The 25412-nt window shown below is 68.7% G+C and carries 22 protein-coding genes; 13 read left to right on the forward strand and 9 right to left on the reverse strand.

All coding sequences use genetic code 11. The features are described from left to right. Genes AB0P21_RS21360 through AB0P21_RS21380 form a run of 5 tightly spaced genes read right to left on the reverse strand, consistent with a single transcriptional unit; the run spans position 1 to position 6299 of the window. Positions 1-870 carry an anchored repeat-type ABC transporter permease subunit gene (locus tag AB0P21_RS21360; RefSeq protein WP_363698863.1) on the reverse strand — a complete coding sequence of 290 codons (870 nt, stop codon included), beginning with the start codon at positions 868-870 and terminating at the stop codon, positions 1-3. Continuing rightward, the gene (locus AB0P21_RS21365) at positions 867-1613 is read right to left on the reverse strand and encodes an anchored repeat-type ABC transporter ATP-binding subunit (RefSeq protein WP_363698864.1); all 747 of its coding nucleotides are present in this window, start codon (positions 1611-1613) and stop codon (positions 867-869) included. The genes AB0P21_RS21360 and AB0P21_RS21365 overlap by 4 nt, the downstream gene beginning before the upstream one ends. Continuing rightward, positions 1610-2395, reverse strand: a complete 786-nt coding sequence (locus AB0P21_RS21370; protein WP_363698865.1) for a choice-of-anchor M domain-containing protein — start codon at positions 2393-2395, stop codon at positions 1610-1612. The genes AB0P21_RS21365 and AB0P21_RS21370 overlap by 4 nt, the downstream gene beginning before the upstream one ends. Further along, on the reverse strand, positions 2392-4008 hold the full coding sequence (locus tag AB0P21_RS21375; RefSeq protein WP_363698866.1) for an anchored repeat ABC transporter, substrate-binding protein: 1617 nt from the start codon (positions 4006-4008) through the stop codon (positions 2392-2394). The genes AB0P21_RS21370 and AB0P21_RS21375 overlap by 4 nt, the downstream gene beginning before the upstream one ends. Continuing rightward, a complete protein-coding gene (locus AB0P21_RS21380; RefSeq protein ID WP_363698867.1) occupies positions 4005-6299 on the reverse strand; it encodes a choice-of-anchor M domain-containing protein in 2295 nt (764 codons plus the stop codon). The genes AB0P21_RS21375 and AB0P21_RS21380 overlap by 4 nt, the downstream gene beginning before the upstream one ends. A gap of 340 nt (positions 6300-6639) precedes the next feature. Between AB0P21_RS21380 and AB0P21_RS21385 the strand changes: the two genes are divergently transcribed. The 11 genes from AB0P21_RS21385 to AB0P21_RS21435 all read left to right on the forward strand — a co-directional run bounded on the left by AB0P21_RS21385 (position 6640) and on the right by AB0P21_RS21435 (position 18045). Next, entirely contained in the window at positions 6640-7278 is a 639-nt protein-coding gene (locus AB0P21_RS21385) for a 50S ribosomal protein L25/general stress protein Ctc (protein ID WP_363698868.1), read from the forward strand. Positions 7279-7321: 43 nt separating this feature from the next. Continuing rightward, positions 7322-7897 (forward strand): aminoacyl-tRNA hydrolase, encoded by a 576-nt coding sequence (pth, locus tag AB0P21_RS21390; protein WP_363698869.1) that lies wholly within the window; start codon positions 7322-7324, stop codon positions 7895-7897. After that, positions 7894-11526, forward strand: coding sequence for a transcription-repair coupling factor (gene mfd, locus AB0P21_RS21395; protein ID WP_363698870.1), 3633 nt, complete (start codon positions 7894-7896; stop codon positions 11524-11526). The genes pth and mfd overlap by 4 nt, the downstream gene beginning before the upstream one ends. A 23-nt stretch (positions 11527-11549) precedes the next feature. Further along, the gene (locus tag AB0P21_RS21400) at positions 11550-12245 is read left to right on the forward strand and encodes a hypothetical protein (protein WP_363698871.1); all 696 of its coding nucleotides are present in this window, start codon (positions 11550-11552) and stop codon (positions 12243-12245) included. 4 nt (positions 12246-12249) lie between these two features. After that, on the forward strand, positions 12250-13245 hold the full coding sequence (locus AB0P21_RS21405; RefSeq protein WP_363698872.1) for a MazG family protein: 996 nt from the start codon (positions 12250-12252) through the stop codon (positions 13243-13245). Positions 13246-13287: 42 nt separating this feature from the next. After that, on the forward strand, positions 13288-14127 hold the full coding sequence (locus tag AB0P21_RS21410) for a phosphotransferase (protein WP_363698873.1): 840 nt from the start codon (positions 13288-13290) through the stop codon (positions 14125-14127). A 235-nt stretch (positions 14128-14362) separates the two neighbouring features. Next, a complete protein-coding gene (locus AB0P21_RS21415) occupies positions 14363-14539 on the forward strand; it encodes a hypothetical protein (RefSeq protein WP_363698874.1) in 177 nt (58 codons plus the stop codon). Positions 14540-14598: 59 nt separating this feature from the next. After that, complete coding sequence (gene eno, locus AB0P21_RS21420) at positions 14599-15879, forward strand: phosphopyruvate hydratase (protein WP_270136634.1); 1281 nt, start codon at positions 14599-14601, stop codon at positions 15877-15879. A gap of 195 nt (positions 15880-16074) precedes the next feature. Beyond that, entirely contained in the window at positions 16075-16512 is a 438-nt protein-coding gene (locus tag AB0P21_RS21425; protein WP_363698875.1) for a septum formation initiator family protein, read from the forward strand. Next, complete coding sequence (locus AB0P21_RS21430) at positions 16509-17006, forward strand: DUF501 domain-containing protein (protein WP_363698876.1); 498 nt, start codon at positions 16509-16511, stop codon at positions 17004-17006. Before AB0P21_RS21425 ends, AB0P21_RS21430 begins: the two co-directional genes overlap by 4 nt. A gap of 121 nt (positions 17007-17127) precedes the next feature. Further along, complete coding sequence (locus AB0P21_RS21435) at positions 17128-18045, forward strand: Ppx/GppA phosphatase family protein (RefSeq protein WP_363699481.1); 918 nt, start codon at positions 17128-17130, stop codon at positions 18043-18045. Here the strand turns inward: AB0P21_RS21435 and AB0P21_RS21440 are convergent. Then, positions 17995-18774: a class I SAM-dependent methyltransferase gene (locus AB0P21_RS21440; protein WP_363698877.1), complete on the reverse strand. Its 780-nt coding sequence runs from the start codon at positions 18772-18774 to the stop codon at positions 17995-17997. The genes AB0P21_RS21435 and AB0P21_RS21440 overlap by 51 nt on opposite strands. An 82-nt stretch (positions 18775-18856) precedes the next feature. Between AB0P21_RS21440 and AB0P21_RS21445 the strand changes: the two genes are divergently transcribed. Together AB0P21_RS21445 and AB0P21_RS21450 are read left to right on the forward strand one after the other, a co-directional pair. Continuing rightward, entirely contained in the window at positions 18857-19687 is an 831-nt protein-coding gene (locus AB0P21_RS21445) for a uracil-DNA glycosylase (protein ID WP_363698878.1), read from the forward strand. A 176-nt stretch (positions 19688-19863) separates the two neighbouring features. Beyond that, positions 19864-21171, forward strand: a complete 1308-nt coding sequence (locus tag AB0P21_RS21450) for an NAD(P)/FAD-dependent oxidoreductase (RefSeq protein WP_363698879.1) — start codon at positions 19864-19866, stop codon at positions 21169-21171. Positions 21172-21175: 4 nt separating this feature from the next. On the opposite strand, the gene AB0P21_RS21455 is transcribed toward AB0P21_RS21450, so the two are convergent. The 3 genes from AB0P21_RS21455 to AB0P21_RS21465 form a co-directional block, all read right to left on the reverse strand. Then, the gene (locus tag AB0P21_RS21455) at positions 21176-23524 is read right to left on the reverse strand and encodes a GH92 family glycosyl hydrolase (protein WP_363698880.1); all 2349 of its coding nucleotides are present in this window, start codon (positions 23522-23524) and stop codon (positions 21176-21178) included. Between the two features lie 88 nt (positions 23525-23612). Beyond that, a complete protein-coding gene (locus AB0P21_RS21460; protein WP_363698881.1) occupies positions 23613-24278 on the reverse strand; it encodes a response regulator transcription factor in 666 nt (221 codons plus the stop codon). Further along, positions 24275-25399 carry a histidine kinase gene (locus AB0P21_RS21465; RefSeq protein WP_363698882.1) on the reverse strand — a complete coding sequence of 375 codons (1125 nt, stop codon included), beginning with the start codon at positions 25397-25399 and terminating at the stop codon, positions 24275-24277. The genes AB0P21_RS21460 and AB0P21_RS21465 overlap by 4 nt, the downstream gene beginning before the upstream one ends. Positions 25400-25412: the final 13 nt, after the last annotated feature.

Consider the following 25412-nt stretch of genomic DNA (forward strand, 5'->3'; position numbering starts at 1 on the left):
TCAGACTCGGGCAGGGAGTACAGCCGCTGCAGGGGAACTGCGGCGGTGGCTGAGGAGGCCGTGCCGGGGCGCGAACACCCAGCAGGCGACGAAGACGGCGGTCGCCGTCAGCACGATCAAGCCGCCGGCGGCGAGGTTGAACGCGTAGGACAGATAGAGCCCGACCAGGCCGGAGAAGGCGCCGATCAGCGGCGCGATCAGCATCATCGCGCCGATCCGGTCGGTCAGCAGCCGGGCGCAGGCGGCCGGCGTGATCAGCAGCGCGAGGACCAGGATGTTGCCGACCGCCTGGATCGAGATGACGATCGCGATCGTCACCATCGCGTACAGGGCCATGTCCAGCCAGAAGATCGGCAGGCCGACCGAGCGGGCCGTCTCGCGGTCGAGCCCGACGGTGACGAACTCCTTGTGCAGCGCGCCGCTGACCAGCAGCAGGAACGCGCCGGCGACCGCGACCGTGACGACGTCGCCGTCGCTGATGCCGAGCACCGAGCCGAACAGGAACGACTCCAGCGATCCGCCGTACCCGGGCGCGGTGCTCATCACCACGATGCCGAGGCCGAACGCGGCCGCGAAGAAGACCCCGATCACGGTGTCCTCCTTGAGCCGCCTGTTCTGCGAGAAGACGGCGACGGACAGCGCGGTGATCAGCCCGGCGACGATGCCGCCGACGACCAGGCTGGTGTGCAGCACGAAGGCGATCGCGATCCCGGGGAAGACCGCGTGCGCCACCGCGTCGCCGATGAACGCCATCCCGCGGAGCGCGACGTGGCTGCCGATCACCCCGCAGACGACGCCGGACATCAGCACGACCAGGAACGCGCGCTGCATGAACACGTGCTGCCACGGCTCGGTGAAGAACTCGATCATCGGGTCACCCCGAGGTTGTGCAGCAGCTGCTCGGACCGGGCGACACCGAAGGCGCGCAACCAGACGGCGGGATCCCGCAGTTGCTCGGGCGGGCCGTCGGCGATCACCGTCTCGTTGAGCAGGCACAGCCGGCTGCAGGTGTCGGCCGCGGCCGGGAGGTCGTGCGTGGTCATCAGGATCGCGGTGCCTTCGCTGGTCAACGTGCGGAACAGCCGGGTGAGGATCTCCTGCGTCGGTACGTCGAGCCCGGTGAACGGCTCGTCCAGGAGCAGCAGCGCTGGTCGCAGGGCCAGTGCTCTCGCGACCAGTACTCGCTGGCGCTGACCGCCGGAGAGTTCGCCGATGGGGCGGCGGTGGAGCTCGGTCAGGTCGACTCGCTCCAGTGCTTCGTCGACAGCTGCTTTGTCGTCGGCGTTCGGTCGGCGCAGCCAGCCAATGCGATGGGTGCGGCCGGTCATGGCCGCAGTACGGACGTCGACGGGGTAGTCCCAGACGAACTCGTGGCGCTGCGGGACGTAGCCGATGCTGCCGCGTGCTTCGCGGGGTGTTTGGTTGTCGATGGTGATCAGGCCGTCGCTGATCGGCAGGAGGCCGAGGAGCGAACGGAGGAGGGTGGTCTTGCCGGCGCCGTTGGGTCCGATCAGGCCGACGTGCTCGCCGGCGGCGACGGTGAGGTCGACGTCGTGGAGCACGAGTCGCCCGCCGAGCTCGACGGCGACGCCTTCAACTTGCAGCACGCTCATGCGGCAACCCGCCGACGGCGTACGACGAAGAGCCCACCGACCACCATGGTCAGCAGACCGCCTCCGCCCGCAATCCACAACCACGAAATGTTCTGGCTGTTTTCTTCTGTAGTGACTGTTTTTTGTTGGAAGGCGTCACGGGGGTTGCCCGGACCGGCGTACAGGCGAAGGGGCCGGCGATCGGTGACGGTGGTGCCGTCGGTGAGCTTGCTGGTCATCGCGATGTCGAGCACGTAGGTGCCTGGGTTTGAGAAGGTCCAGTTGCCGTGGACGTGCGTGTTGACGTCGATGCCCGTCTCCTGCGGGAACGGCTTTCGACTGTCGAACACCGGCGCCGGCTTGCCGAAGTCCGAGTTGAGGAACAACGTGAAGGTGCCTGGCCCGTCGACCCCGTTGAGCGACCAGCTGACCTCGCGATCGACCCGCTTCGCGACCTCGGGCTCCTGGGTGTTCCAGCCCGGCCAGACCACGCCGGCTTGCTGCACCTGCGGGATCACCCAGACCTTCGCGCCCGCCGCACCGAGGAAGGAATAGGCCGGATCGGCAGGCACCGCGAGTTGCGCTTTGTCCGTCGCTTGGACAACCACGTTCTCCAGCGGCCGCCAGACCACCGGATCGCTGGTGTCGTCACGCAACTGGATCGTCCATTTGCCGTCCACGAACCGCGGGCCGAGATCGACATGCCCGTCGGCGATCACCACCTGCTCGGTCGGCGGCGCCGGGGCAACCGTCGTCGGAATAATTGCTGTTGGCAACAGAAGTGCGATGTGCAGCAGGCTCATTTCTTCTCCCCCAGACAGAGCAGCAGCTCGTCGGCGTTGTGCCGCATCATCGCGACGTAGGACCGGGCGTGGTCGTCGAACGAATCGCCGTAGATCGAGCAGACCCGCACCCCGCGGTCGTGCGCGACCTGGGTCAGCACGGACGCGCGCTGCGCCAGGTTCGGCTCGGTGAAGACGGCCGGCACCTTGAGGTTCTGGATCGTCTCGGACAACTTGCGGACCTGGTCGACACTCGGCTCCTGCGCCGGATTCGGCACCACGAACCCGGCCACCTTCATCCCGTACGCCGACGCCAGATAGCCGAACGCGTCATGCGTGGTGATCAACTGCCGCCGATCAACCGGAATCTTCGCCAACTGCGCCCGGACGTAGCCGTCCAGCTCGTCGAGCTCGCGCAGATACACCTTCGTGTTGTCTTGATAGACCTGTTGACCATCTGGATCAACATTGATCAACGTGTCGCGAATCAACTGCACATAGGCTTTCGCGTTGGCGACGTCCTCCCACAGATGCGGATCGATCTCCCCGTGCACATGCTTCCCGAGCACCGCTTGTGGCAGTTGGTGGATCTGGGTTCCTGGTTGGCCGAGGAAGCTGAACCGCGGGTCGTCGGGCACGGTCTCCAACGCTTTGCCGGGTACGTCGATCACCACCCGCCCAGCCGGCACGGCGGTCTGCCCCGGAGTGGCGCTGGTGGCAGGTACGCCGGGCTGCGACTCGCTGGGATGCGGCGCAGCGGACTGCCGCGACTGCCCGGCGCGCTGCGTGTCGGAGTACGCGTAGACCTGGCCGGTGTCGAGGTCGACGGTGAGGTCGGTGTGGCCGGCGTCGAGGACTGTCGGCTTGCCCCCGTCGGCCGGCGGGACCTGGTGTGGTTCGACTCCGACGGCGAAGGTGAAGGTGCCTTGGCCGAGTGGTTGCAGCGGTTTGCCGCCGCCGTTGTCGAGCTTGCCTTCGAGCGTGAGGTGGTAGACGCCGGGCTTGGTGAACGCCCAGTTGAGATGTGTATGAGCGGCGGGCGGCAGCATCGTACTGTCGGCAAGATTGGTCGAGTCGAAGTACCGGTCGGGCTGGCCGAGCGATTCGGTCAGGTAGGCGATCAGCTTGCCTGGGCCGTCGATCTTGGTGGCGGTGAGCCGAACGGACGACGTACGGGTCGCGCCGCGCGCCTTGCCCGAACCGCGCACCCGGAGCCCCAGCCAGAGAACGTCGAGCCCGATGTCCTCCACCAACGGGATCACATGCGCGCCGTACGACTCGGCAGCCTCGGCCAGCGACACGTTGGGCGCGTCCTTCGGCGCGTTCGCGTCGATCGTCTTGATCAACGACTGCGGTTCGAGCAACAGGTGATTGGTGAACGTGACGTCCGACTTCGCCACCCGCTTGGCGTCCTTCGGCGTCGGCTCGTAGGAATGCGGATCCCCACCAGCCGGCACCAGCGAACTAGCCTCCACCCGCTCCCCACCAACCCGCTGCACCAGATCAGCCAGAATCTCGGTGGTACTGACGACATTGACCTTGCCGCTAGCACTCCCTGAGCTGTCTGCACATCCACCAGCAGCCAGTACGACGAACGCAACCGCCGCGCCCCCCAACCGCCTGCCGCGCCTCACGCCTCACTCCGGCGACGACGAGTAGCAACCAGCGCCACAACCCCAGCAACAACCAAGGCGGCTCCACCAGCGACCCAGCCAGGCCCAACCTCAGCCCCCGTAGACGCCAACTTGCAACCACCCGCCGCCGGAGCCCCAGCCAGCAACACCTCACCCGACCGCGCGCTAGCCACCGAAGCCCCCGCCTCAGCCACCGAGCCCGCAGCCCCAGCCACCGCCGCGTCAAGCACGCCAAGGCCTTGGCGACCTGCGAGAACCGAGGTGGGCGAGGCTCCAGCGCCCGAGCCCGCCGCCCCAGCCACCGCTGCGTCAAGCACACCAATGCTCTGGCTGTCTGTACTGGCCGAGGTGCGCGAGACTCCAGCGCCCGAGCCCGCGGCCCCAGCCACCGCTGCGTCCAGCACGCCGGCGCTTTGGCTGCCTGCCTTGACTGCTGTGCGCGAGGCTTCTGCAGGTACAACTCCTGCGCCACTCGCCCCGTGGCTAGCAGCCGGGTGTGCACCACCGGGCGCATTGGCGGTCGTGGCGACAGCGAAGGTGAGAGTTGAGGTGGTGCTGGAGCGGGCACCACCAGTGAGAACAGCTGTATGAGTGAAAGTTGCTCGATAGATGCCTGGCTTGCTGAATGACCAGTTCCCGTGGGCGTGAGTGCCGAGCGGGATCTTGTAGGTGTCCGGCAAACCATCGGCGCTGTTGAAGATGATCTTCGGCTGACCGAAGGAGTCGAACTCGAAGACGGCGATCGCGCCGGGGCCGGTGACGCGGTCCAGGCGCCAGTCGACTGGGGTGGAGAGTTTGCTGGCGGTGAGTTCTTCGGTGTTCCAGCCGAGCCAGATGACGCCGTCCTTCTGGGTTTGGGGGATCTGCCAGAGAGGTGAGCCGGTCGGGCCTAGGAAGGCGAAGGCGCCGCCGGGGGCGTGGGTGGCGGAGGCTGCGGTGAGGTTGATGGTGACTTTGGCGGGGTCGCGCCAGATGGGAGTGCCGGGTTTGGTGCCGTCTTTCACGCGGGAGGTGAGGTTGCCGTTTTCCAGGCGTACTGCGTAGTCGGCGTGGCCGGTCGAGAGGGTTGTCTGGGTTGGGTTGGCCGGGTTGTTGGGGGAGGTGGTGGCGCCGGGGGAGTTTGTGGTGCTGGGGGAGCTGGTGGTGCTGCCGGGTGGGGTGGAGGCGGTGGAGTTGTTGCTTGGTGGGGTGTTGGTGGTGATGCAGGGCGGGAGGTTGGTGGGGTTGCTGTTTGAGTCGTTGTCGGAGGACGGGCGGGGTGGTTGGTGGTCGGTCGAGGTGGGGGCTGGGGATGGGGGCGTCGGGGGTTGGGTCGGCGCAGGGGGAGTGGTGGACGGCGGCGCGGTTGGGGTGGGCTTCGGCGGGGTTGTGGGGGGAGTGGCCGGGGGTGTGGTGGGAGGTGTGCCGGGGGGAGTACCAGGCGGGGTTCCGGGTGGAGTGGTGGGCGGAGTGCCAGGAGGTGTGCCCGGCGGAGTACCAGGCGGTGTCGCGGACGGAGTGCCAGGCGGAGTACCAGGCGGTGTCGCGGACGGAGTGCCAGGCGGAGTGCCAGGCGGTGTCACGGGAGGCGTTCCCGGCGGTGTCGTCGGGGGACTGCCAGGTGGCCCCGAGTAGGCGCCAACCACAAACGTGTAGGTCACCGGCCCAGAACTCAGCAGCTGGCCGGCAACACTTCTCGCCGTGGCCTCGAAGGTCAGCTGGTACGTCCCCAACTGGGAGAACGACCAGTTGGCATGCACATGCCGCCCCACCGCCTGATGCACCGTCCGCAGCGCCGGATCAGCCGTGCTGAACAACCGCTCCACAGACCCGGTGAACTCGTTGTAGTTGAAGAACACCTCAACGTGCCCAGGTCCGCGAGCATCGAGCAACGTCAGGTCGACCGCATCACCGGCAAGCACCCCAGGAGCGATGGTTTCCGTGTCCCAACCCGGCCAGATCAGTTCCGGATCCTGCGACTCCGGCGCGATCCAGACCGGATCACCCGGCCTGCCCAGGAAAGCGAAAGCCGGCAAGTCGGGGAGTTCCACGCGCGCCGACGCCTTGTCCTCGAGGTTGAAGATCAGCCCGGCCGGGTCCGCCTCGCGATAGTCGCCCAGCCCGATCCGGCTGCTCAGGCGCAGTGCGGATCCGTCGTACGTCGTGTGCAGAGCATCGGTATGGACCGCCCGCAGCACCTCGGGGGACACCTCGCCGTACGAGCGCGACGGCAGCAGGAGCAGGCAGAAAGCGACGGCGGCGGTCAACGGGACGAGGAGGACAGCGCGGAGGCGGGAGTGGGTGGCGGTCACCGGAGGAACTTAACTGATCTGACAATCATTTTCAGTAAGCCGGACGAAAACTCCCCCGGGTGACGCGGGAAAGTCATCACGATCCAGCGGGAAGAAAGTCACCCCCAGAACGGATTTCCTGTCTGGGCAAAACCGTGGGTAAACTGTTTTGGTTGCCTCGGCGAGGGACGCCCCCCGGATACAGCCACGCTCACCCGTGACCTGTCGGGAGCGGCTCCGTGATCGACGCGGTGGTTCGTTGCCTGACGCCTTTCCGGGAGTCAAGACGTGCCCGCTGAGGCCAGCAGCTTGCAAGACCACCGACATAACACCACCGCAACGCACTTGAGGAGTTCATCTCGTGGCCGAGGTCAAGATCCAAGCCGAGTCGCGCACGGAGTTCGGCAAGGGTGCTGCCCGCCGTATCCGCCGGGACCACAAGGTGCCCGCCGTTCTGTACGGCCACGGCACGGACCCGGTGCACATCACGCTGCCTGGGCACGACACCATGCTGGCGCTGAAGACCGCCAACGCCCTGCTGCTGATCGAGGTCGAGGGTGCGGAGAGCCTGCTCGCACTGCCGAAGCAGGTCCAGCGCGACCCGATCCGCAACACCATCGAGCACGTCGACCTGGTCATCGTGAAGCGCGGTGAGAAGGTCCAGGTCGAGATCGCCGTTCACGTCGAGGGCGACGCGGTCTCCGAGACCCTCGTGGTGCTGGAGAACGCAACCATCCTGGTCGAGGCCGAGGCGACCCACATCCCCGACGGCGTTACCGTCTCCGTCGAGGGCCTCGAGGCCGGCGCCCAGATCCACGCGTCCGACCTGAAGCTCCCGGCCGGTACGACGCTGGCCGTCGAGCCGGACACCCTGGTCGTCAACGTGACCGCTGCTCAGACTGCCGAGCAGGCCGAGGCCGAGCTGGCCGACGCCGAGGCCGAGGCCGGCATCGAGCGCGACGAGCCCGAGGCTGCCGAGCCGGCCGCCGCCGAGGCGTAAGCAGCTCGCAGTACAACAGCTTCAACAGGAAGGGCCGGGATTCGTGGCGGACGACGTGTGGTTGGTCGTCGGGCTGGGGAATCCCGGCCCTTCCTATGCCAAGACCCGGCACAACGTCGGCCAGATGGTCGCCGACGAACTGGTCTCCCGGGTCGGCGGCAGCTTCAAGCAGCACAAGCAGGCCAAGGCCGAGGTGGTGGAGGCCCGGATCAGCGGGATCCGCACCATCGTGGCCAAGCCCCGCTCGTACATGAACGAGTCCGGCGGCCCGGTCTCCGGCCTGCTGAAGTTCTTCAAGGTCGAGCCCAAGTCGCTGATCGTGCTGCACGACGAGCTGGACATCGACTTCGGCGTCCTGCGGGCCAAGTACGGCGGTGGCGACAACGGCCACAACGGGCTCAAGTCGATCCGGAAGTCGATTGGCACCGGCGACTACTATCGAGTTCGCGTCGGCGTCGGGCGACCGCCCGGCCGGCAGAGTCCAGCAGATTTCGTGCTGAACGAGTTCTCCTCAACCGAACGCAAGGACCTCCCGTTCGCGGTCGATCGCACGGCCGACGCGGTGGAGTCCCTGATGACGGATGGCCTGGAAGTAACGCAAGGACGGTTCAACTCGTGAAACTGGCCGGCCTGGTCGACACCCTGATCACCGATCCGGTAGTGGCCGAGGCTGTTCGCGACGCCCGCAACGACGGGGTCACGACGCTCGACCTGAGCGCTCCCGGGCCGGTCCGCCCGGTGCTGATGGCCGCCATCGCGGCGGCCCGCGGCGCGGATCGGCCGGTGCTGGCCGTGACGGCGACCTTCCGCGAGGCCGAGGAGCTGACCGAGGCGCTGCAGTGCATGGTCGAGCCCAGCACGGTCGCCTACTACCCGGCCTGGGAGACGCTCCCGCACGAGCGCCTGTCGCCGCGTTCCGACACGGTCGGCCGCCGCCTCGCGGTACTGCGCAGGCTCGCGCACCCCGATCCGTCCGACGAGACCACCGGCCCGATCAAGATCCTGGTCGCCCCGGTCCGCTCCGTCCTGCAGCCGCAGGTGGCCGGGCTCGCCGATCTCCGGCCGGTCCAGCTGCACGTCGGTGACTCGGTCGAGCTGGCGGACGTCACCGAGCGGCTGTCGGCGGCGGCGTACAACCGGGTCGACCTAGTCGAGCGACGCGGTGAGTTCGCCGTCCGCGGTGGCATCATCGACGTCTTCCCGCCGACCGAGGAGCACCCGCTGCGGGTCGACTTCTTCGGAGACGACGTGGAGGAGATCCGGTACTTCGCAGTCGCCGACCAGCGGTCCCTGGAGATCGCCACGCACGGCCTGTGGGCCCCGCCCTGCCGCGAGCTGCTGCTGACCGACGAGGTCCGCGCGCGCGCCGCAGTACTGGCCAAGGAGCACCCGGAGCTGTCCGAGCTGTTCGAGAAGCTCGCCGAAGGCCACGCGGTCGAGGGGATGGAGTCGCTCGCGCCCGTCCTCGTCGACGACATGGAGCTGCTGGTCGACCTGATGCCCGCCGGCACCCACGTGATCGTCAGCGACCCCGAGCGGGTCCGGGCGCGGGCGCACGACCTGGTCGCGACCAGCCAGGAGTTCCTGGAGGCGTCCTGGGCGGCTGCCGCGGGTGGTGGCGACGCGCCGATCGACCTGGGCGCCGCGGCGTACATGTCGCTGGCCGATGTCAGGTCACACGCCCTGGCCAAGGGCCTTGCCTGGTGGAGCATGTCGCCGTTCGCGGCGGCTCCGACCGATGTGCCGGAGGACCTGCGCGACTCGATGGGCGCCCGCGTCTCCATCGACATCGACGCCGAGGCGGGCGCGGTGCGCAGCCGTGCGATCGCGGTCCACGAGGTCGACCCGTACCGCGGCGAAACCGCTGCTGCCGTTGAGGATGTGCGTGCCTGGCTGCGTGACGGCTGGCGGATCGTGTGTGTCACCGAGGGACACGGTCCGGCGCAACGCCTGGCCGAGGTGTTCTCCGAGGCGGAGCTGCCCGCGCGGACCGTCGACAGCATCGACGAGATCCCGCCGACCGGTGTCGTGCAGATCTCCCAGGGACAGCTCGAACGCGGATTCATTGCCGAAGGCATCAAGTTCGCGGTACTGACCGAGAACGACCTGGCCGGTCAGCGCTCGGCCGCCGAAAGGCGTTCCCAGCAACGGATGCCGAGCCGGCGCAAGAAGACGGTCGACCCACTTGAGCTGGCGCCCGGCGACTACGTCGTGCACGAACAGCACGGCGTCGGCCGGTACGCCGAGATGCTGCAGCGCACCGTCGGGACCGGCACCCAGAAGGCCACCCGCGAGTACATCGTGATCGAGTTCGCGCCGAGCAAGCGCGGCCAACCGGGCGACCGGCTGTACGTGCCGACCGACCAGCTCGACCAGGTCACCCGGTACGTCGGCGGCGAGCAGCCCACCCTCGACAAGATGGGCGGCGGCGACTGGGCCAAGCGCAAGGGCCGGGCCCGCCGCGCGGTCCGCCAGATCGCCGGCGAGCTGATCAAGCTGTACGCCGCGCGCCAGGCGACCAAGGGGCACGCCTTCGCCAAGGACACGCCCTGGCAGCGCGAGCTGGAGGACGCGTTCCCGTTCGTCGAGACGCCCGACCAGCTGGCCACCATCGACGACGTCAAGCACGACATGGAACGCGTCACGCCGATGGACCGGATCGTCTGTGGCGACGTCGGCTACGGCAAGACCGAGATCGCCGTCCGGGCCGCGTTCAAGGCGGTGCAGGACGGCAAGCAGGTCGCGATCCTGGTGCCGACCACGCTGCTGGTCCAGCAGCACTACGCGACCTTCGCCGAGCGGTACGCCGCGTTCCCGGTCAACGTCTCGCCGCTGTCGCGGTTCCAGACCGAGAAGGAGTCCAAGGCGACCCTGGACGGCCTGGCCGACGGGTCGGTGGACGTCGTGATCGGCACCCACCGGCTGCTCGGCGGCGAGGTCGCGTTCAAGGATCTCGGGCTGGTCGTGGTCGACGAGGAGCAGCGCTTCGGCGTCGAGCACAAGGAGCAGCTCAAGCAGCTCCGGACCGCGGTGGACGTGCTGACGATGTCCGCGACGCCGATCCCGCGGACGCTGGAGATGTCGATCACCGGCATTCGCGAGATGTCCACCATCGCCACTCCGCCGGAGGAACGGCACCCGGTACTGACCTTCGTCGGCGCCTACGAAGAGGGCCAGGTGACCGCCGCGATCCGGCGCGAGCTGCTCCGCGAGGGCCAGGTCTTCTTCGTCCACAACCGGGTCAACACGATCGAGAAGGCCGCCGCCCGGATCCGCCAACTGGTCCCCGAGGCGCGCGTCACGGTCGCCCACGGCCAGATGCCCGAGCACCAGCTCGAGCAGGTCATCCAGGGTTTCTGGGAGAAGGAGTCCGACGTCATCGTCTGTACGACGATCGTCGAGTCCGGGATCGACATCTCGAACGCGAACACGCTGATCGTCGAGCGCTCCGACCTGCTCGGCCTGTCCCAGCTGCACCAGCTGCGGGGCCGGGTCGGCCGAGGCCGCGAGCGGGCCTACGCGTACTTCTTCTTCCCGCCGGAGAAGCCGCTCACCGAGACCGCGCACGACCGGCTGGCCACCATCGCGCAGCACGCCGACCTCGGGGCCGGCATGCAGGTCGCGATGAAGGACCTGGAGATCCGCGGCGCCGGCAACCTGCTCGGTGGCGAGCAGTCCGGCCACATCGCCGACGTCGGGTTCGACCTGTACGTCCGGCTGGTCGGCGAGGCGGTCGCGGAGTACCGGGGTGACACCCAGGCCGAGGAGCCCGAGGTCAAGATCGAGCTGCCGATCGACGCGCACCTTCCGCACGACTACGTACCGTCACAGCGGCTGCGGCTGGAGATGTACCAGCGGCTCGCCGCAGTACGGGACGAGGCCGGCATCGCCGAACTGGTCGAGGAGCTGCACGACCGGTACGGCGACATCCCGCAGCCGGTGCTGAACCTGATCGAGGTGGCGAAGTTCCGCAACCACGCCCGCCGGGCGGGTCTGCACGACGTCACTCTGCAGGGCAATCTGATCAGGTTCGGGCCGGTCGACCTGGCCGATTCGAAGGTGCTGCGGCTGAACAGGCTGTACCCGAAGAGTCTGGTGAAGGCGCAACTGCGTACGATCCTGGTGCCGAGACCTGTGACCCGTCCGGTCGCCGGTCAGCCGCTCCGTGACCAGGAGTTGCTGCAGTGGTGCGCCAGACTGATCGACGACGTGATCGCCGAACCGGTCGGAGCGTCGGCAAAACCATGAACTGGACCATGCGAGGAGATTCGGTGAGCACAACGCGTCGGCTGCGGACGGCCAAGGTGCAGGTAGTGAGCGCGGCCCTGGCCTCGGTGCTGCTGCTCGGCGGGTGCGCCGCCGGCACCCACCCGGGTGCCGCGGCATCGGTCGGTGGCGAGGAGATCAGCGTCGGCGACGTGGACAAGTCCACCGACGCGATCCAGGCCGCGATCGGCGGCGGGCAGGTCACGCCGACCGTCGTACTGGGGCTGCTGGTCGACAACGTGCTGGCCGGCCAGGTCCAGGAGCAGCGCTCGATCACCGTCACCGAGGCCGAGATCGACCAGGCCTCGAAGGTGGTCTTCGACCCGCAGGTGTACGAGAAGTTCGTCGCCGACCCGGTCACCAAGGACTTCCTGCGCAACTCCGCCCGCGCCCTGGTGGCCCGGATCAAGCTGGCCGGCGGCAGCGGCTCGGTCAAGGACCCGCAGGCGCCGACCCAGAACACGGCCGGCACCAAGCTGGTCGAAGAGGCGGCGAAGAACATCTCCGTCGACGTCGCCCCGCGCTACGGCAAGTGGGACGGCAGCAAGATCGCCAACGGCGAGAAGGGCGAGGACACCGGCTCCCTGTCGGTCCTGTCCGACCAGACCAAGGCGGCCAAGCCCACGGCCCCGAACCAGCAGCAGGAGCAGCCCCCGGCCGAGCAGCAGCCCGAGCAGCCGCCGGCCGAGCCGCAGGGCTGATCCTTTGCCGGGTTCGATCAAGGTTGTTCTCACCAGTCCACGGGTCGCGCCCGGGTTGCTGACCCGGGCCGGCTGGCAGGTCTTCGCCGACGCCGACCACATCGGCGCGTCGGCGGGACCTGAGCGCCCCGACGTCCAGGCGCTGATCGGCTCCGGACTGGTCGTGCAGCACATCGACGGTGACGTCGGTGAGCAGTGGACGTGGCTGACCTCCGCTGCCGCCACCGGCTCCCAGGTCGCCTGGCTGGTCGGCGAGGACGGCGAGCCCGCTCTGCTGCGGGTGATCGCGGACTCGTTGAGCCGCGATGCGAAGCCGGAGTACGAGGTCGAGATCGTGCACGGCTCGTACGACGTACCGGGGGCGCGGCTGATCGACCTCGTGCGCGTGATGGACCGGCTCCGCCGCAACTGTCCGTGGGACCAGGAGCAGACGCACCACAGCCTCGCGCGGTACCTGCTCGAAGAGACCTACGAGACGCTCGAGGCGATCGACTCAGGCGACTACGTGCACCTGCGCGAGGAGCTGGGCGATCTGTTGCTGCAGGTCGCCTTCCACGCCCGGATCGCCGAGGAGATCGACCCCGACGACGACGGCTTCTCCATCGACGACGTCGCCGGCGGTCTGGTCGAGAAGCTCGTCCGCCGTCACCCGCACGTCTTCGCCGACGTCACCGCGGCGGACTCCGCGGCCGTCGAGGCGAACTGGGAGACCATCAAGGCCGCCGAGAAGCAACGCACCTCGGTCTTGGAAGGCATCCCGCTGGCGCTGCCGGCGCTCGCGCTGGCCGACAAGGTCCTGGGCCGTGCCGCCAAGGTTCTTCCGGCCGACGTCGCCGCTACCGAACCCTCAGCCGCGTCCTCCCCGGAGGACGAGCGCATCGGCGCCGAACTGCTCGAGCTCGTCCGGCAAGCTCGCGCCCTCGGCGTCGACCCCGAGCAGGCCCTCCGTGCCGCGACGCATCGCCTGGCTGACGACGTACGAGCTGCCGAAGCCCGGTAATCCCTTCGACACTCGCCGTGGCCGCCTGACAAGGTGGGCGGCGTGGAGCTCACCGAGGTACTGGCGCAGCGCTGGGGTCTGCAGGTCGAGCATCTCGAGGTGCTCGACGGTGGGATGAACTCGAAGACCTGGCTGGTCGACTCCAAGCTGGTCGCGAAGGCCGTCAAGCGCGGTGACACCGCCTTCGAGCCCGGCCTCGAACTCGCTCTGCGCCTCTCCCACGAAGGCCTGACCACCGGCGCCCCGACACCAAGCAGCGCGGGACGCCTGGCAGAGCCTTGGGGTGACCTGCAGGTCGCACTGCTGGACTTCGTTGACGGCACCCCGCTGACTGGCACGCCGGAAGACCAGCGCTCGATCGGTACGACGCTCGCCCGGGTGCACGCGATCTCCGAGGCGCCCGCTGGTGACGTGGAGGAGTGGTTCGGGCTGGTCACCGGGCTCGCGGCGTACTTCGACCTTGAACCCTGGATCCGTCCTGCCGTCGAGAGCGCCCTGGCCGCTGTCCGAGACCTCGGTCCCCTGACCTGGGCCGGCCTGCACGGCGACCCGGCACCAGAAGCCTTCTTCCGCCGGCGCAACGGGGAGATCGCCTTGATCGACTGGGGCAGCTTCATGACCGCGCCGCTGCTCTACGACGTCGCCTCAGCCGTCATGTACGCCGGCACGCCCACCCACTTGGTCCCCGCCTACCTGGCCGCGCGCCCCGAGTTGACCGACGAGATCACCGTCGGCCTCCCGGCGTTCGAGCGGTTCCGCTACGCCATCCAAGCCGCGTACTTCGCCTGGCGCGTCTCCACCGACGAGCGGACCGGCCTGACCACCGACGACGGCAACCAGGTCGGCCTCGGGCACGCACGTGACTGGTTCAGCTCACACTGACCCTCGCCTCGACCTCGGCCCAGTCGGCGGACGGCTGACGGAACGGCTGATCTCGAGGTCACGGCGCTCACGAGCAACTCGAGCGCAGTCTGCCCGACGCCGGGGTCGAGTGGTCCGTCGCGGTACCCGCCGCAACCGCCCGCAGGACAATCGGCTCGACACCCTGCGCACCTTGCTGACACGCTTCGTCTCGTGAGCCAGACGGATTCAGCCGGGACGCCGTACCCACGTGCACTTGGCGCCGGCCCGAAACAGCCACGTAGGAAGGCGATCCAAGGTCGACGTCCTGCTCGGCATCGACCCAGAAAAGCTCGGACAACCCGTTTTCGAAGCCCCGAACGGCGTTCTGCTGGTCCGCGAGGTGCCGCCGGAAGCGATCGCCCAGGTGCTGAAGGCCGACGCGGTCCACTGACCTGTCTGGTCTGGCCGCTAGGCTCAGGGCTGACATCAGGTGTGAACAAGGGAGTAGATGTGGCCACCATCGAGGCCGTCGGCGCCCGCGAGATTCTTGACTCGCGCGGTAACCCCACTGTCGAGGTCGAGGTTCTCCTCGACGACGACACCGTATCCCGGGCGGCTGTGCCGTCGGGAGCTTCCACCGGCCAGTTCGAGGCCGTCGAGCTGCGTGACGGGGACAAGTCCCGTTACGGCGGCAAGGGTGTCCAGAAGGCCATCACGGCCATCCTGGAGGACATCGACAAGGAGATCGTCGGCTACGACGTCCACGAGCAGCGGCTGATCGACCAGGCGCTGATCGACCTGGACGGTACGCCGAACAAGTCCAAGCTGGGCGCGAACGCCATTCTCGGCGTCAGCCTGGCCGTGGCCAAGGCCGCCGCCGAGAGCGCCGGCCTGGACCTGTACCGCTACGTCGGCGGGCCGAACGCGCACGTGCTGCCGGTGCCGATGATGAACATCCTCAACGGCGGCTCGCACGCGGACAGCAATGTCGACGTGCAGGAGTTCATGATCGCCCCGATCGGCGCGTCGACGTACTCCGACGCCCTGATGCAGGGTGCGACCGTCTACCACGCGCTGAAGGCCGTGCTGAAGGAGAAGGGCCTGTCCACCGGCCTCGGCGACGAGGGCGGCTTCGCGCCGAACCTGCCGAGCAACCGCGACGCCCTGGACCTGATCCTGGTCGCGATCGAGCGGGCCGGCTTCAAGCCGGGCGAGGACATCGCGCTGGCGATGGACGTGGCGGCGAGCGAGTTCCACACCGACGGCGTCTACGCCTTCGAGGGCGGCAAGAAGTCGTCCGACGAGATGATCGCGTACTACGCCGACCTGGTCGCGTCGTACCCGATCGTGTCGATCGAGGACCCGCTGAACGAGGAGGACTGGGAGGGCTGGAAGAACCTCAGCGCCCAGCTCGGCGACAAGATCCAGGTGGTCGGCGACGACCTGTTCGTCACCCAGGTCGAGCGGCTGCAGCGCGGCATCGACGAGAAGGCCGCGAACGCCCTGCTGGTCAAGGTGAACCAGATCGGCTCGCTGACCGAGACCCTGGACGCCGTCGACCTGGCGCACCGCAACGGCTTCGCCTGCATGATGAGCCACCGCTCCGGCGAGACCGAGGACACCACGATCGCCGACCTCGCGGTGGCGACCAACTGCGGCCAGATCAAGTCCGGCGCCCCGGCCCGGTCCGACCGTACGGCGAAGTACAACCAGCTGCTCCGGATCGAGGAGGAGCTCGACGACGCGGCCCGGTACGCCGGTCGTTCGGCCTTCCCCCGATTCAAGGGCTGACCGACGTAAGCTGCTGAGATGTCCTCCCGCCGGGATTCAGGTGCGCGCCCAGGCTCGCGACCGACGAGTCGTAGCCAGTCGCGCCCACCTGCCCGCCGGGACGGCAACCAGCCGCCCAAACGTCGTACGACGGGAACCCCGCCGGGTCCGCCACGGACCCGGGGTTCCCGTAACCTCACCGGCCGGGCAGCCGTCGTGCTGCTCGTGCTCGGTGCGTTGATCGTGTCGTACGCGCAGAGCCTGCGGGTCTGGTTCGACCAGCACCAGCAGATCAGCACGCTGCAACAGGAGATCCGGGACCGGGAGAAGCGCGTCGACCAGCTCGACGACGAGATCTCCCGCTGGAACGACGACGCCTACGTCAAGGCGCAGGCCCGGCAACGGCTCGGCTGGGTGATGCCGGGCGAGATCGGGTACCGGGTGATCGGCGCGGACGGCAAGCCCGTCGGCGCCCCGCCGGAGCCGGCCGGCCCGGTCGACCCGAAGGCCGACGAGCCGCCGGCGCCGACCTGGTACACGAAGCTCTGGGGCAGTGTGGAGGGGGCGGGCAAACCGCCGCAGCCGGTCAAACCGACCGCCCCGAAGACGACCCCCAAACCAGTTCTGACCGCACCACCGAAGGGCAGCAGGTGAGCTCCACACCCGAGGCGGTGTCGGCCGAGGACGTCACGGCCGTCAGCGCGCAACTCGGCCGTCCCGCCCGCGGGATCGTCTCGATCGCGCACCGCTGCAAGTGCGGCCGGCCCGACGTGGTCGAGACCGAGCCGCGGTTGCCGGACGGTACGCCGTTCCCGACCACGTTCTACCTGACCTGCCCGCGTCTCGCTTCCGCGATCGGCACGCTCGAGGCGGAGGGCGTGATGAAGGAGATGACGGACCGGCTGGGCGAGGACGAGGAGCTGGCTGAGCGGTATCGCGCGGCGCACGAGGATTATCTGCGCCGCCGCGAGCTGCTGGGCGACGTACCGGAGATCGCGGGGATCAGCGCCGGCGGGATGCCGACGCGGGTCAAGTGCCTGCATGTGTTGGTAGGGCACTCGCTGGCCGCCGGACCTGGTGTGAACCCGCTGGGCGACGAGGCTCTTGCGATGCTCCCCGACTGGTCCCGCCGAGGCCCTTGTGTCTGACCACCCAACAGGCGACGACTCCCGAACCGCCGCCACGCCTGACAGCCCTGCGTCCAACCAGCCAAGCGCCAACCAGGCGCCTGACAGCACCACGCCTGACAGCCCCGCGTCCGGCCAGCCAGTGCGGGTGGCGGCGATCGACTGTGGCACCAACTCGATCCGGCTGCTGATCGCCGACTACGCCGACGGTCAGCTCACCGAGGTCGACCGCCAGATGCGCGTCGTCCGCCTCGGCCAGGGCGTCGACTCCACCGGGTCCTTCGCCGCCGACGCCCTCCTCCGCACCTTCGAGGCCTGTGGCGAGTACGCCGAGATCATCCGCGCCGCCAACGTCGACCGGATCCGCTTCATCGCCACCTCCGCGGCGCGCGACGTCAGCAACCGCGACGAGTTCCTCGCCGGCGTCTCCGATCGACTGGGTGTCGAGCCCGACATCATCTCCGGCGACGAAGAAGCCACCTTGAGCTTCCAAGGCACGACCTCGGGCCTGGCAGCCCTCGAGATCCCCGGCCCGTACCTCGTGGCCGACATCGGCGGCGGCTCCACCGAACTGGTGCTAGGCGACGCCAACGGCGTACTGGCGGCCGAATCCCTCGACATGGGATCGGTCCGGATGACCGAGCGCCACATCCACTCCGACCCCGCGACGGTCGAGGAGATGGCCGCAGCCACCAAGGACGTCGACGAATTGCTCGACTCGACCAAGGTCCCGCTGGACCAGGCGCGCTGCCTGATCGGCGTCGCCGGGACGGTCACGACGGTGGCCGCGGTCGCGCTCAAGCTGACCGAGTACGACCCCGGCGTGATCCACCACGCGCGGATCGAGGCGGCCGAGCTGCTCGACACCACCTCGTGGCTGATGGGCTCGACCCGGATGGCGCGCGCCGAAGTACCGGCGATCCACCCCGGCCGGGTGGACGTGATCGGCGCCGGCGCGCTGATCCTGCAGCGGTTGCACGACCGGCTCGACTACGACGGGGTGCTGGTCTCAGAGCACGACATCCTCGACGGGGTCGCGCTGGCGCTTGGTCGCCAGTAACGCGAAGCTGTTGGGCAGCCGGCCCTGCCAGGCGGCTGCCTGGACTCCACCGTGCCGCCAGAACGGCTCGGCGTACTCCGCCAGCACCTCGATCGCGAGTCCTGCTCGGACCACCGCCGTGACGATCTGACCAAGCGTCCACTGCCACTCCCGCGCTCCGTCGGCCGGGAAGCTGTCGTTGACGTGCGACTCAGCGAAGTAGCTGCGATCCGCCCGGATCCGCGGCTCGTCCTCGTCCCACGACCACAACGGCACCGCCGGGTGCCCTTCGTAGACGAACAACTGCCCACCCAGCTTCAGCAGCCTGGCAACCTCCACCGCCCACGCGTCGAGATCCCGCATCCAGATGAGCGCGCCTTTACCGGTGTAGACGAGATCGGCCGCACGATCCCTGATCGGCACCACAGGCACCTCACCGACGACGTACTGCGCCCCGACCCCAAGCTCCCTAGCCCGCTGCTGAGCCGCGGTCGCTGCCGTCACGCTGTAGTCGACCCCAACCACCAGCGAAGCCCCAGCAGCCAGCAGCGAGACATCATCCACCCCATGCCCGCTCTGCAGATGCACGACCACAGGCCGCCGCTCCAGCACCGGCCCAAGCAACTCCAGCTCCTGCGGGAGAAGCGCTTCCCGCCGCGCCGCCTCAGCCAGCAGTACGCCGTACTCCCGCACATGCTTCTCGGAAGCCCTCTCCCAAACCACCCGATTAGCCGCAACCTCATCATCCACAGGCTTCCTCCACCCACCCGATGATGTCCCGCCAAGGCAGCCGCCTGCCACCGGTTTCCACCCGCGGCATTAACCTGGCTGGATGCGACTGCCGCACCCGTTGACGGGGGAGCTGTTCGAGAGTCCGGTGCCGCCGGGTACGGGCTGGCCTGAGGACCCGGCGGCACGCAGTACTCCGGTCGCGCACGACGCGGCCGATGTGATCGAGCTCGCGCAGACGGACGACCTGGCGGAACTCGACGCCAGGGTGTCGGTGTGTTTTGCCTGCACCCGCCTGGTGGAGTGGCGCGAAGAAGTTGCTATAGGCAAGCGAAAGTCCTTTGCCGATCAGCCGTACTGGGGTCGGCCGATCGCCGGCTGGGGAGATCCTGCGCCAAGAATCCTGATCGCAGGGCTCGCGCCGGCCGCGAACGGCGGCAACCGGACCGGGCGGGTCTTCACCGGCGACCGGTCAGGCGACTGGTTGTTCGCATCGCTCTACCGGGTCGGCCTGGCCTCGCAGCCGACCAGCGAGCACGCCGGCGACGGGCTGCGGCTCATCGGCGCCCGCATGATGGCGGCCGTGCGCTGCGCCCCACCGGCCAACAAGCCGACTCCCGCGGAGCGCGACACCTGTGCTCCCTGGTTCCATCGCGAGCTGGAGCTCGTGCTGCCCTCGACCCGGGCGATCGTCTGTCTCGGCAAGTTCGGCTTCGACGTGCTGCTCAACGCGTTGCAGGCGGTCGGCGGCGAGGTCGCCCGGCCGCGTCCGAAATTCGGCCACGCCGTCGAGTACGCCGTACCGGGTCCGTACGGCGAGGTCACCGTGCTCGGCTGCTTCCATCCGAGCCAGCAGAACACCTTCACCGGCAAACTCACCGAGGCGATGACGGATGCGGTGCTGACCCGAGCGAAAACCATCGCGGGGCTGTAACCGGTTTTACCTAGGCCGAGGCGCGCGCAGGCGGCAGAGTAGGGGAACGGAGCTCCCTCCAGCGAGGGATTCCGGTGGCTGAGATCACCCGGCAGAGGGTTTGTGAAAGTTTTCACGAGCCCGCTATGCTGAAGTGGGACATGAAGTTGGAGCACCACTCAGGGAGAGTGAAGGCAATGGCAGCCCAGGTACCGCACATCCTCGTCGTCGGAGGCGGTTACGTCGGGATGTACACCGCTTACGGCCTGCGGAAGGCCGCCCGCCGGGGCAAGATCAGGGTCACTGTGGTCGACCCACGCTCGGTGATGACCTACCAGCCGTTCCTGCCCGAAGCGGCAGCCGGCTCGGTGGAGCCGCGGCACGTCGTGGTGCCGCTGCGCAAGACTCTCAAGGGCTGCCGCGTGGTCACCGGCCGGGTGACCGGTATCGACCACGAGCGCAAGGTCGCCAAGGTGATGCCCGAGGAGGGCCCCGACTACGAGCTGGCCTACGACCAGGTGGTGATCGCGATCGGCTCGATCGCCCGGACGCTGCCGATCCCGGGGCTGGCCGAGGAGGCCACCGGGTTCAAGAACGTCGAGGAAGCGATCGCACTGCGCAACAAGGTGCTGGACCGCCTCGACGTCGCCTCCTCGCAGCCCGACCCGGCGCTGCGCAAGGCCGCGCTGACCTTCGTCTTCGTCGGCGGCGGGTACGCCGGGATCGAGGCGTTCGCCGAGCTGGAGGACATGGCCCGCTACGCCACCCGGTACTACGACAACATCACGCCCGACGACATGCGCTGGGTGCTGGTCGAGGCGACCAACCGGATCCTGCCCGAGGTCGGCCCCGAGCTGGGGCAGTACACGGTCGAGCAGCTGCGCAAGCGCAAGATGGACATCAAGCTGGAGACCCGGCTGGAGTCCTGTGAGAAGGGCCGCGTCGTGCTCAGTGACGGCGAGGAGTTCGACGCCGACACGATCGTCTGGACAGCCGGCGTGAAGGCCAATCCGGCGCTCGCCCAGACCGGCTTCCCGCTGGACGAGCGCGGCCGGGTCAAGTGCCTGGCCAACCTGCGGATCGAGGGGGTCAACGACGCCTGGTCCGCCGGTGACAACGCCGCCGTACCGGACCTCACCTCCGAGACCGGCGCGTACTGCGCCCCGAACGCGCAGCACGCCGTCCGGCAGGCCAACCGGCTCGCGGCGAACATTCTCCGGACGGTGGACGGGGAAGCGCCGCAGGACTACAAGCACAAGTACGTCGGCTCGGTCGCCAGCCTCGGTCTGCACAAGGGTGTCGCCCAGCTGTACGGCGTGAAGATCAAGGGCTGGCCGGCCTGGTTCCTGCACCGGACCTACCACGTGTCCCGGGTCCCCACCTTCAACCGCAAGGCCCGGGTGATCCTGGACTGGACCCTCGCGCTGTTCTTCCGGCGCGAGGTCACCAGCCTCGGCAGCCTGCAGACGGCCGACCAGGAGTTCCGCCGGGCGACCGGCAGCTAGCTCCTCAGTGGTCGACGGGAGCGGTGCCCCAGGTCGTGGGTGCCGCTCCCAGCTTCACGGTGATCCGGCCGCCGTTGGTAATGAACGACTCCGGCAGCCAGGACTCGGTGCGTGGCTTGCCGTTGAGCGTCAGCGCTTCGACGTACTGGTTGGCGTCGGACGTCTCCGGCGCCTCGACGGTCAGCCGTACGCCGTTGCTTCTCTTGAGCTCGACCTTCGGGAACAGCGGGCTGCCGATGAGCAGCTCGGCCCGGCCAGGCGTCTGCGGGAAGATCCCGATCGCGGCGAAGACGTACCAGGCTGAAAGCGTCCCCAGGTCGTCGTTCCCCGGCAACCCCGACGGGCCGGTGCCGTAGACCGTGTCGACGATCTCGCGCGTCGTCGCCTGCGTCTTCCAGGCCACGCCGAGCCCGTTGTAGAGCCACGGCGTGTGCAGCCCGGGCTCGTTGGTCGGGTCGTACCGCAGCGCGCTGCCTCCCTTGACCGCCCAGTTCCCGGCGTCATCGTGGAAGAACCCGTCCAGCCTGGAGATGACGTTGCCGCCCATCGCCGCGCCCAGCCCGCTGACGTCCTGCGGCACCATCCACGTGTACGTCGCACTGGAACCCTGTGCGAACCCGACATCGGTCGACGGGGTGAAGCCAGGCTGCCAAGTCCCATCGGCCTTCCTCGCGCGCTGGTAGCCCACGGCCGGGTCGAAGGTGTTCTTCCACCACTTGCCGCGGTCAGCCAGGTCGGCCGTCGGCTTCCCGAGCCGCGATCCCCACTGTGCCAAGGAGAAGTCGGCCAGCGAGTTCTCCAGCGTCTCGGCGGCGCCACCCCAGCAGTGGCAGGCATCCTGCGGCGCATAGTGCTTGGCCAGGTAGGTGTTCAGCGCAGGTCGTTGCCCAGTGCATTGCCCTGGACAACCACCATCGAGCTCCGCCTCGGCGTTCTGGACGGTTGCCTGCCGCACCAAAGAGTCATAGGCGCCGACGGCATCGAAGTTGTCGACGCCCATCGCGGCGAAGGTCGCCAGCGTCGGTGCCGCCGGGTCGCCCGTCATCACGTGCGTCGCGCCGTTGTTGTGCAGCCAGCGGTCCCAGATCCCCTTGTTCTGTTGGGCGAACTGGTACATCGACTGCGCGAAGTCACCCGCGACGTCCGGCTTCAGCAACGCGAGCAGCTGGATGTGTGCCCGGTACTGGTCCCACCCGGAGAAGGTCCCGTACTGCGCTCGCTGTCCGGCCGCGAGTTCGTGGATCTGCTGGTCGGTGCCGAGGTACTTGCCGTCGACATCGTTGAAGATGTTCGGTTGCAGCATCGCGTGGTACAGCGCGGTGTAGAAGGTGGTCCGCTGCGCGTCGCTGCCGCCGTGGATGCGGATGTTCTGCAGTTCGTTCTTCCAGTCCCGGTAGCCGTCGTTGGCGATCCGGTTCACGGTCGCGTCCGGGCGCACTTCGGTGGCCAGGTTCTGCTCGGCGCCTTGCGCGCTGACGTACGAGATGCCGATCCGCATCCGGACCTTGGCGCCGGGGGCGAAACTGACGTAGCCGCCGGAGCCCTTGCCGGCCCGGTCCGCGCCGGTCGCGTAGCCCTCGCCGCCGGTGGTCTGGGTGCCGCCCGGCGTGATGGTGCTGTTCTTCCAGGTGCCGGTGGCAACGACCGGCTGGTCGAAGGAGGCAGTGAAGTAGAGGCGATAGTAGGTCTTGCGGTTGTTAGTCCCGCCGTTCGCGCGCCGGCCGCAGAACGCGCCGGTGAGGACCGAGCCGGTCACCTTGCGGTTGGCCGCGTCGATGCTGACCTCGGCGTCCTCGCTGCCGTTGAGCGAGTTCGACGTACGGAAGAGCAGGTTGGGCTGTCCCTTGGCCGGGAAGCCGAAGTCGCCGACGCCCGCGCGGGTCGTAACGGCCAGGTCGGATTTCACGCCGTTCGCCAGCGTCACGGTGTAGCGGCCCGGCTTCGCGACCTCCTGCGCGTGGCTGAAGTCGCTCGCGTACTTCGCGTCCTTGGTGTCCGCGGTCGGTGAGGTGTCCACCGCGCCGACGTACGGGAGAATCGGGATGTCGCCGGCCGCGCCCGGGTTGCAGCCGGCGCCGTTGACATGGGTGAGGCTGAAGCCGCGGACCCGCGTCGCGTCGTACTGGTAGCCGTTGGCCGCGCCGGTGCTGGTCTGGTCGCCGCGGGTGCTGGTCGGGCTCCACGAGATCATCCCGAACGGGCGAACGGCGCCCGGCCAGGTGTTGCCGTCGCGGGCGGAGCCGATCAGCGGGTCGACGTACGCGGCCGGGTCTGCCACCACCGGGTCCACCGCCTGCGCTGGTAGGGCGGGGAGCAGCAGGGCCAGAACGAGACCACCGACGAGTGCGCGCATGCCTGAGCCTTCCGAGGGGCGGGCGGAACCACTAGAGGCTAATGCGGATGAGCCCAGAGTGGTATGCGTGCGGGTGAAGGCTTGGTGATCAGCGGGTGTCGTCCAGCAGTCCCGCGTCGTGGACCAGCAGGGCGATCTGGACCCGGTTGTTCATGTCGAGCTTGGTCAGGATGCGGGAGACGTGCGTCTTCACGGTCGGGATGCTGAGGTAGAGAGCGGCGCTGATCTCGGCGTTCGACTTGCCCTCGCCGACGGCCACGGCGATGTCGCGTTCGCGGTCGTTGAGGGTGCTGAGCCGGTCACTCGCCTTGCTTTTGCGCTGGTCCTGGCCGGACGAGGCGACCCGGGTGATGAGGCGCTTGGTGACGGCGGGGGAGAGGACCGGCTGGCCGCCGGCGATTCGGCGCACCGACTCGACGATCTCGGCGGGCGGGGTGTCCTTGAGGATGAAGCCGGCGGCGCCCGCGCGGAGCGCGCGGAGTACGTGCTCGTCGGCGTCGAAGGTGGTCAGGATGACCACCTCGGGTGCGCCCGGGCGGCGGCGTACGGCTTCGGTGGCGGTCAGGCCGTCCATGTTCGGCATCCGGATGTCCATCAGCACGACGTCGGGGGAGAGCCGGTCGATCAGACTCTGTACGCCGGAGCCGTCGCTGGCCTCGCCGACCACGCGGATGTCCGTCGCGCCACCGAGCATCAGTTGCAGCCCGGCCCGCAGCAGCGGGTCGTCGTCCACGATCAGCACCCGAATGGTCATGCGGGCCACGGTAGCCAAGCGGCGAGCCGGAATTCGCCTTCGGGGGTCCGGCCGTGCTCGAGTCGCCCGTCGACCAGCTGGGCGCGTTCGCTCAGCCCGATCAGGCCCTGGCCGTCGCCGCGCCGCGACTGGCCGGCGGGATTGTGCAGCTCGACGGTCAGGCCGTTGCCCGCCGCACCGACCACCTTGACCCGGACCGGCTCGCCCGGCGCGTGCTTGAGCGCGTTCGTCAGGCCCTCCTGGACGATCCGGTACGCCGTCCGGCCGACATGCTCGGGGAGGTTGCCGGGAGCATCGAGCTCCAGCTCGACCGGGAGGCCGGCCTGGCGGGAGTCCTCGACCAGCGCGGGGAGGTCCGCGAAGCTTGGCTGAGGCAACTCGCCGACCGGCGCACGTAGTACGCCGATCACCTCTCTGAGGTCCTGGAGCGCCTGGTGGGCGCTGGCCCGGATGATCTCGGCGGCGCTGGCGACCTCCTGGGTGCTGGCGTCGGGGCGATAGGCCAGGGCGCCGGCGTGCACGCTGAGCAGCGACAGACGGTGGCCGAGTACGTCGTGCATCTCGCGAGCGATCTCCTCGCGGGCACGCAGCTGTCCTCGCTCGGCCTGCAGCAGGGCCATCGCCTCGGCTCGGTCTGCTCTGTCGCGCAGCGTCTGCAGCAGCTGGCGACGGGAGCGCAGGTAGAGGCCCCAGCCGGCCAGCGCGCAGTAGATCAGCAGGGCCCAGAGAATGGTCTCGTGCAGCGGCTCGGCCTTGTTGCGGACCTGGGTGTAGATCATCAGGCTGACCAGGTTGATGCCGAAGACCACCAGCGTGGTCCGGAACGACCGGTAGATCGCGACCGTGAGGATGAGCATCAGGGTCGCGCCGGCGGCCGCGTCGGAGAAGGTCGAGATCACCGCCGCGACGATCGCCAGCTGGACCGGCGCCTGCCGCCGGAACCACAGGGTCAGGCTCAACCCCATCCCGAGGATGAAGTCGGCGTCGAGCAGCCAGCCGGGGATCGGGTCCTTGTTGCCGGCGTCGTACGCGACGATGCTGATCAGGATCGCGATGGCGAAGCTGAGACAGTCGACCACCCAGTCGCGCGCGCTGCGTCGAGGTCCATCGGAGCCGGCCATGGGTCGAATCTAG

The sequence above is a fragment of the Kribbella sp. NPDC056861 genome, from assembly GCF_040687575.1.
In the GTDB taxonomy this organism is placed as follows: domain Bacteria; phylum Actinomycetota; class Actinomycetes; order Propionibacteriales; family Kribbellaceae; genus Kribbella.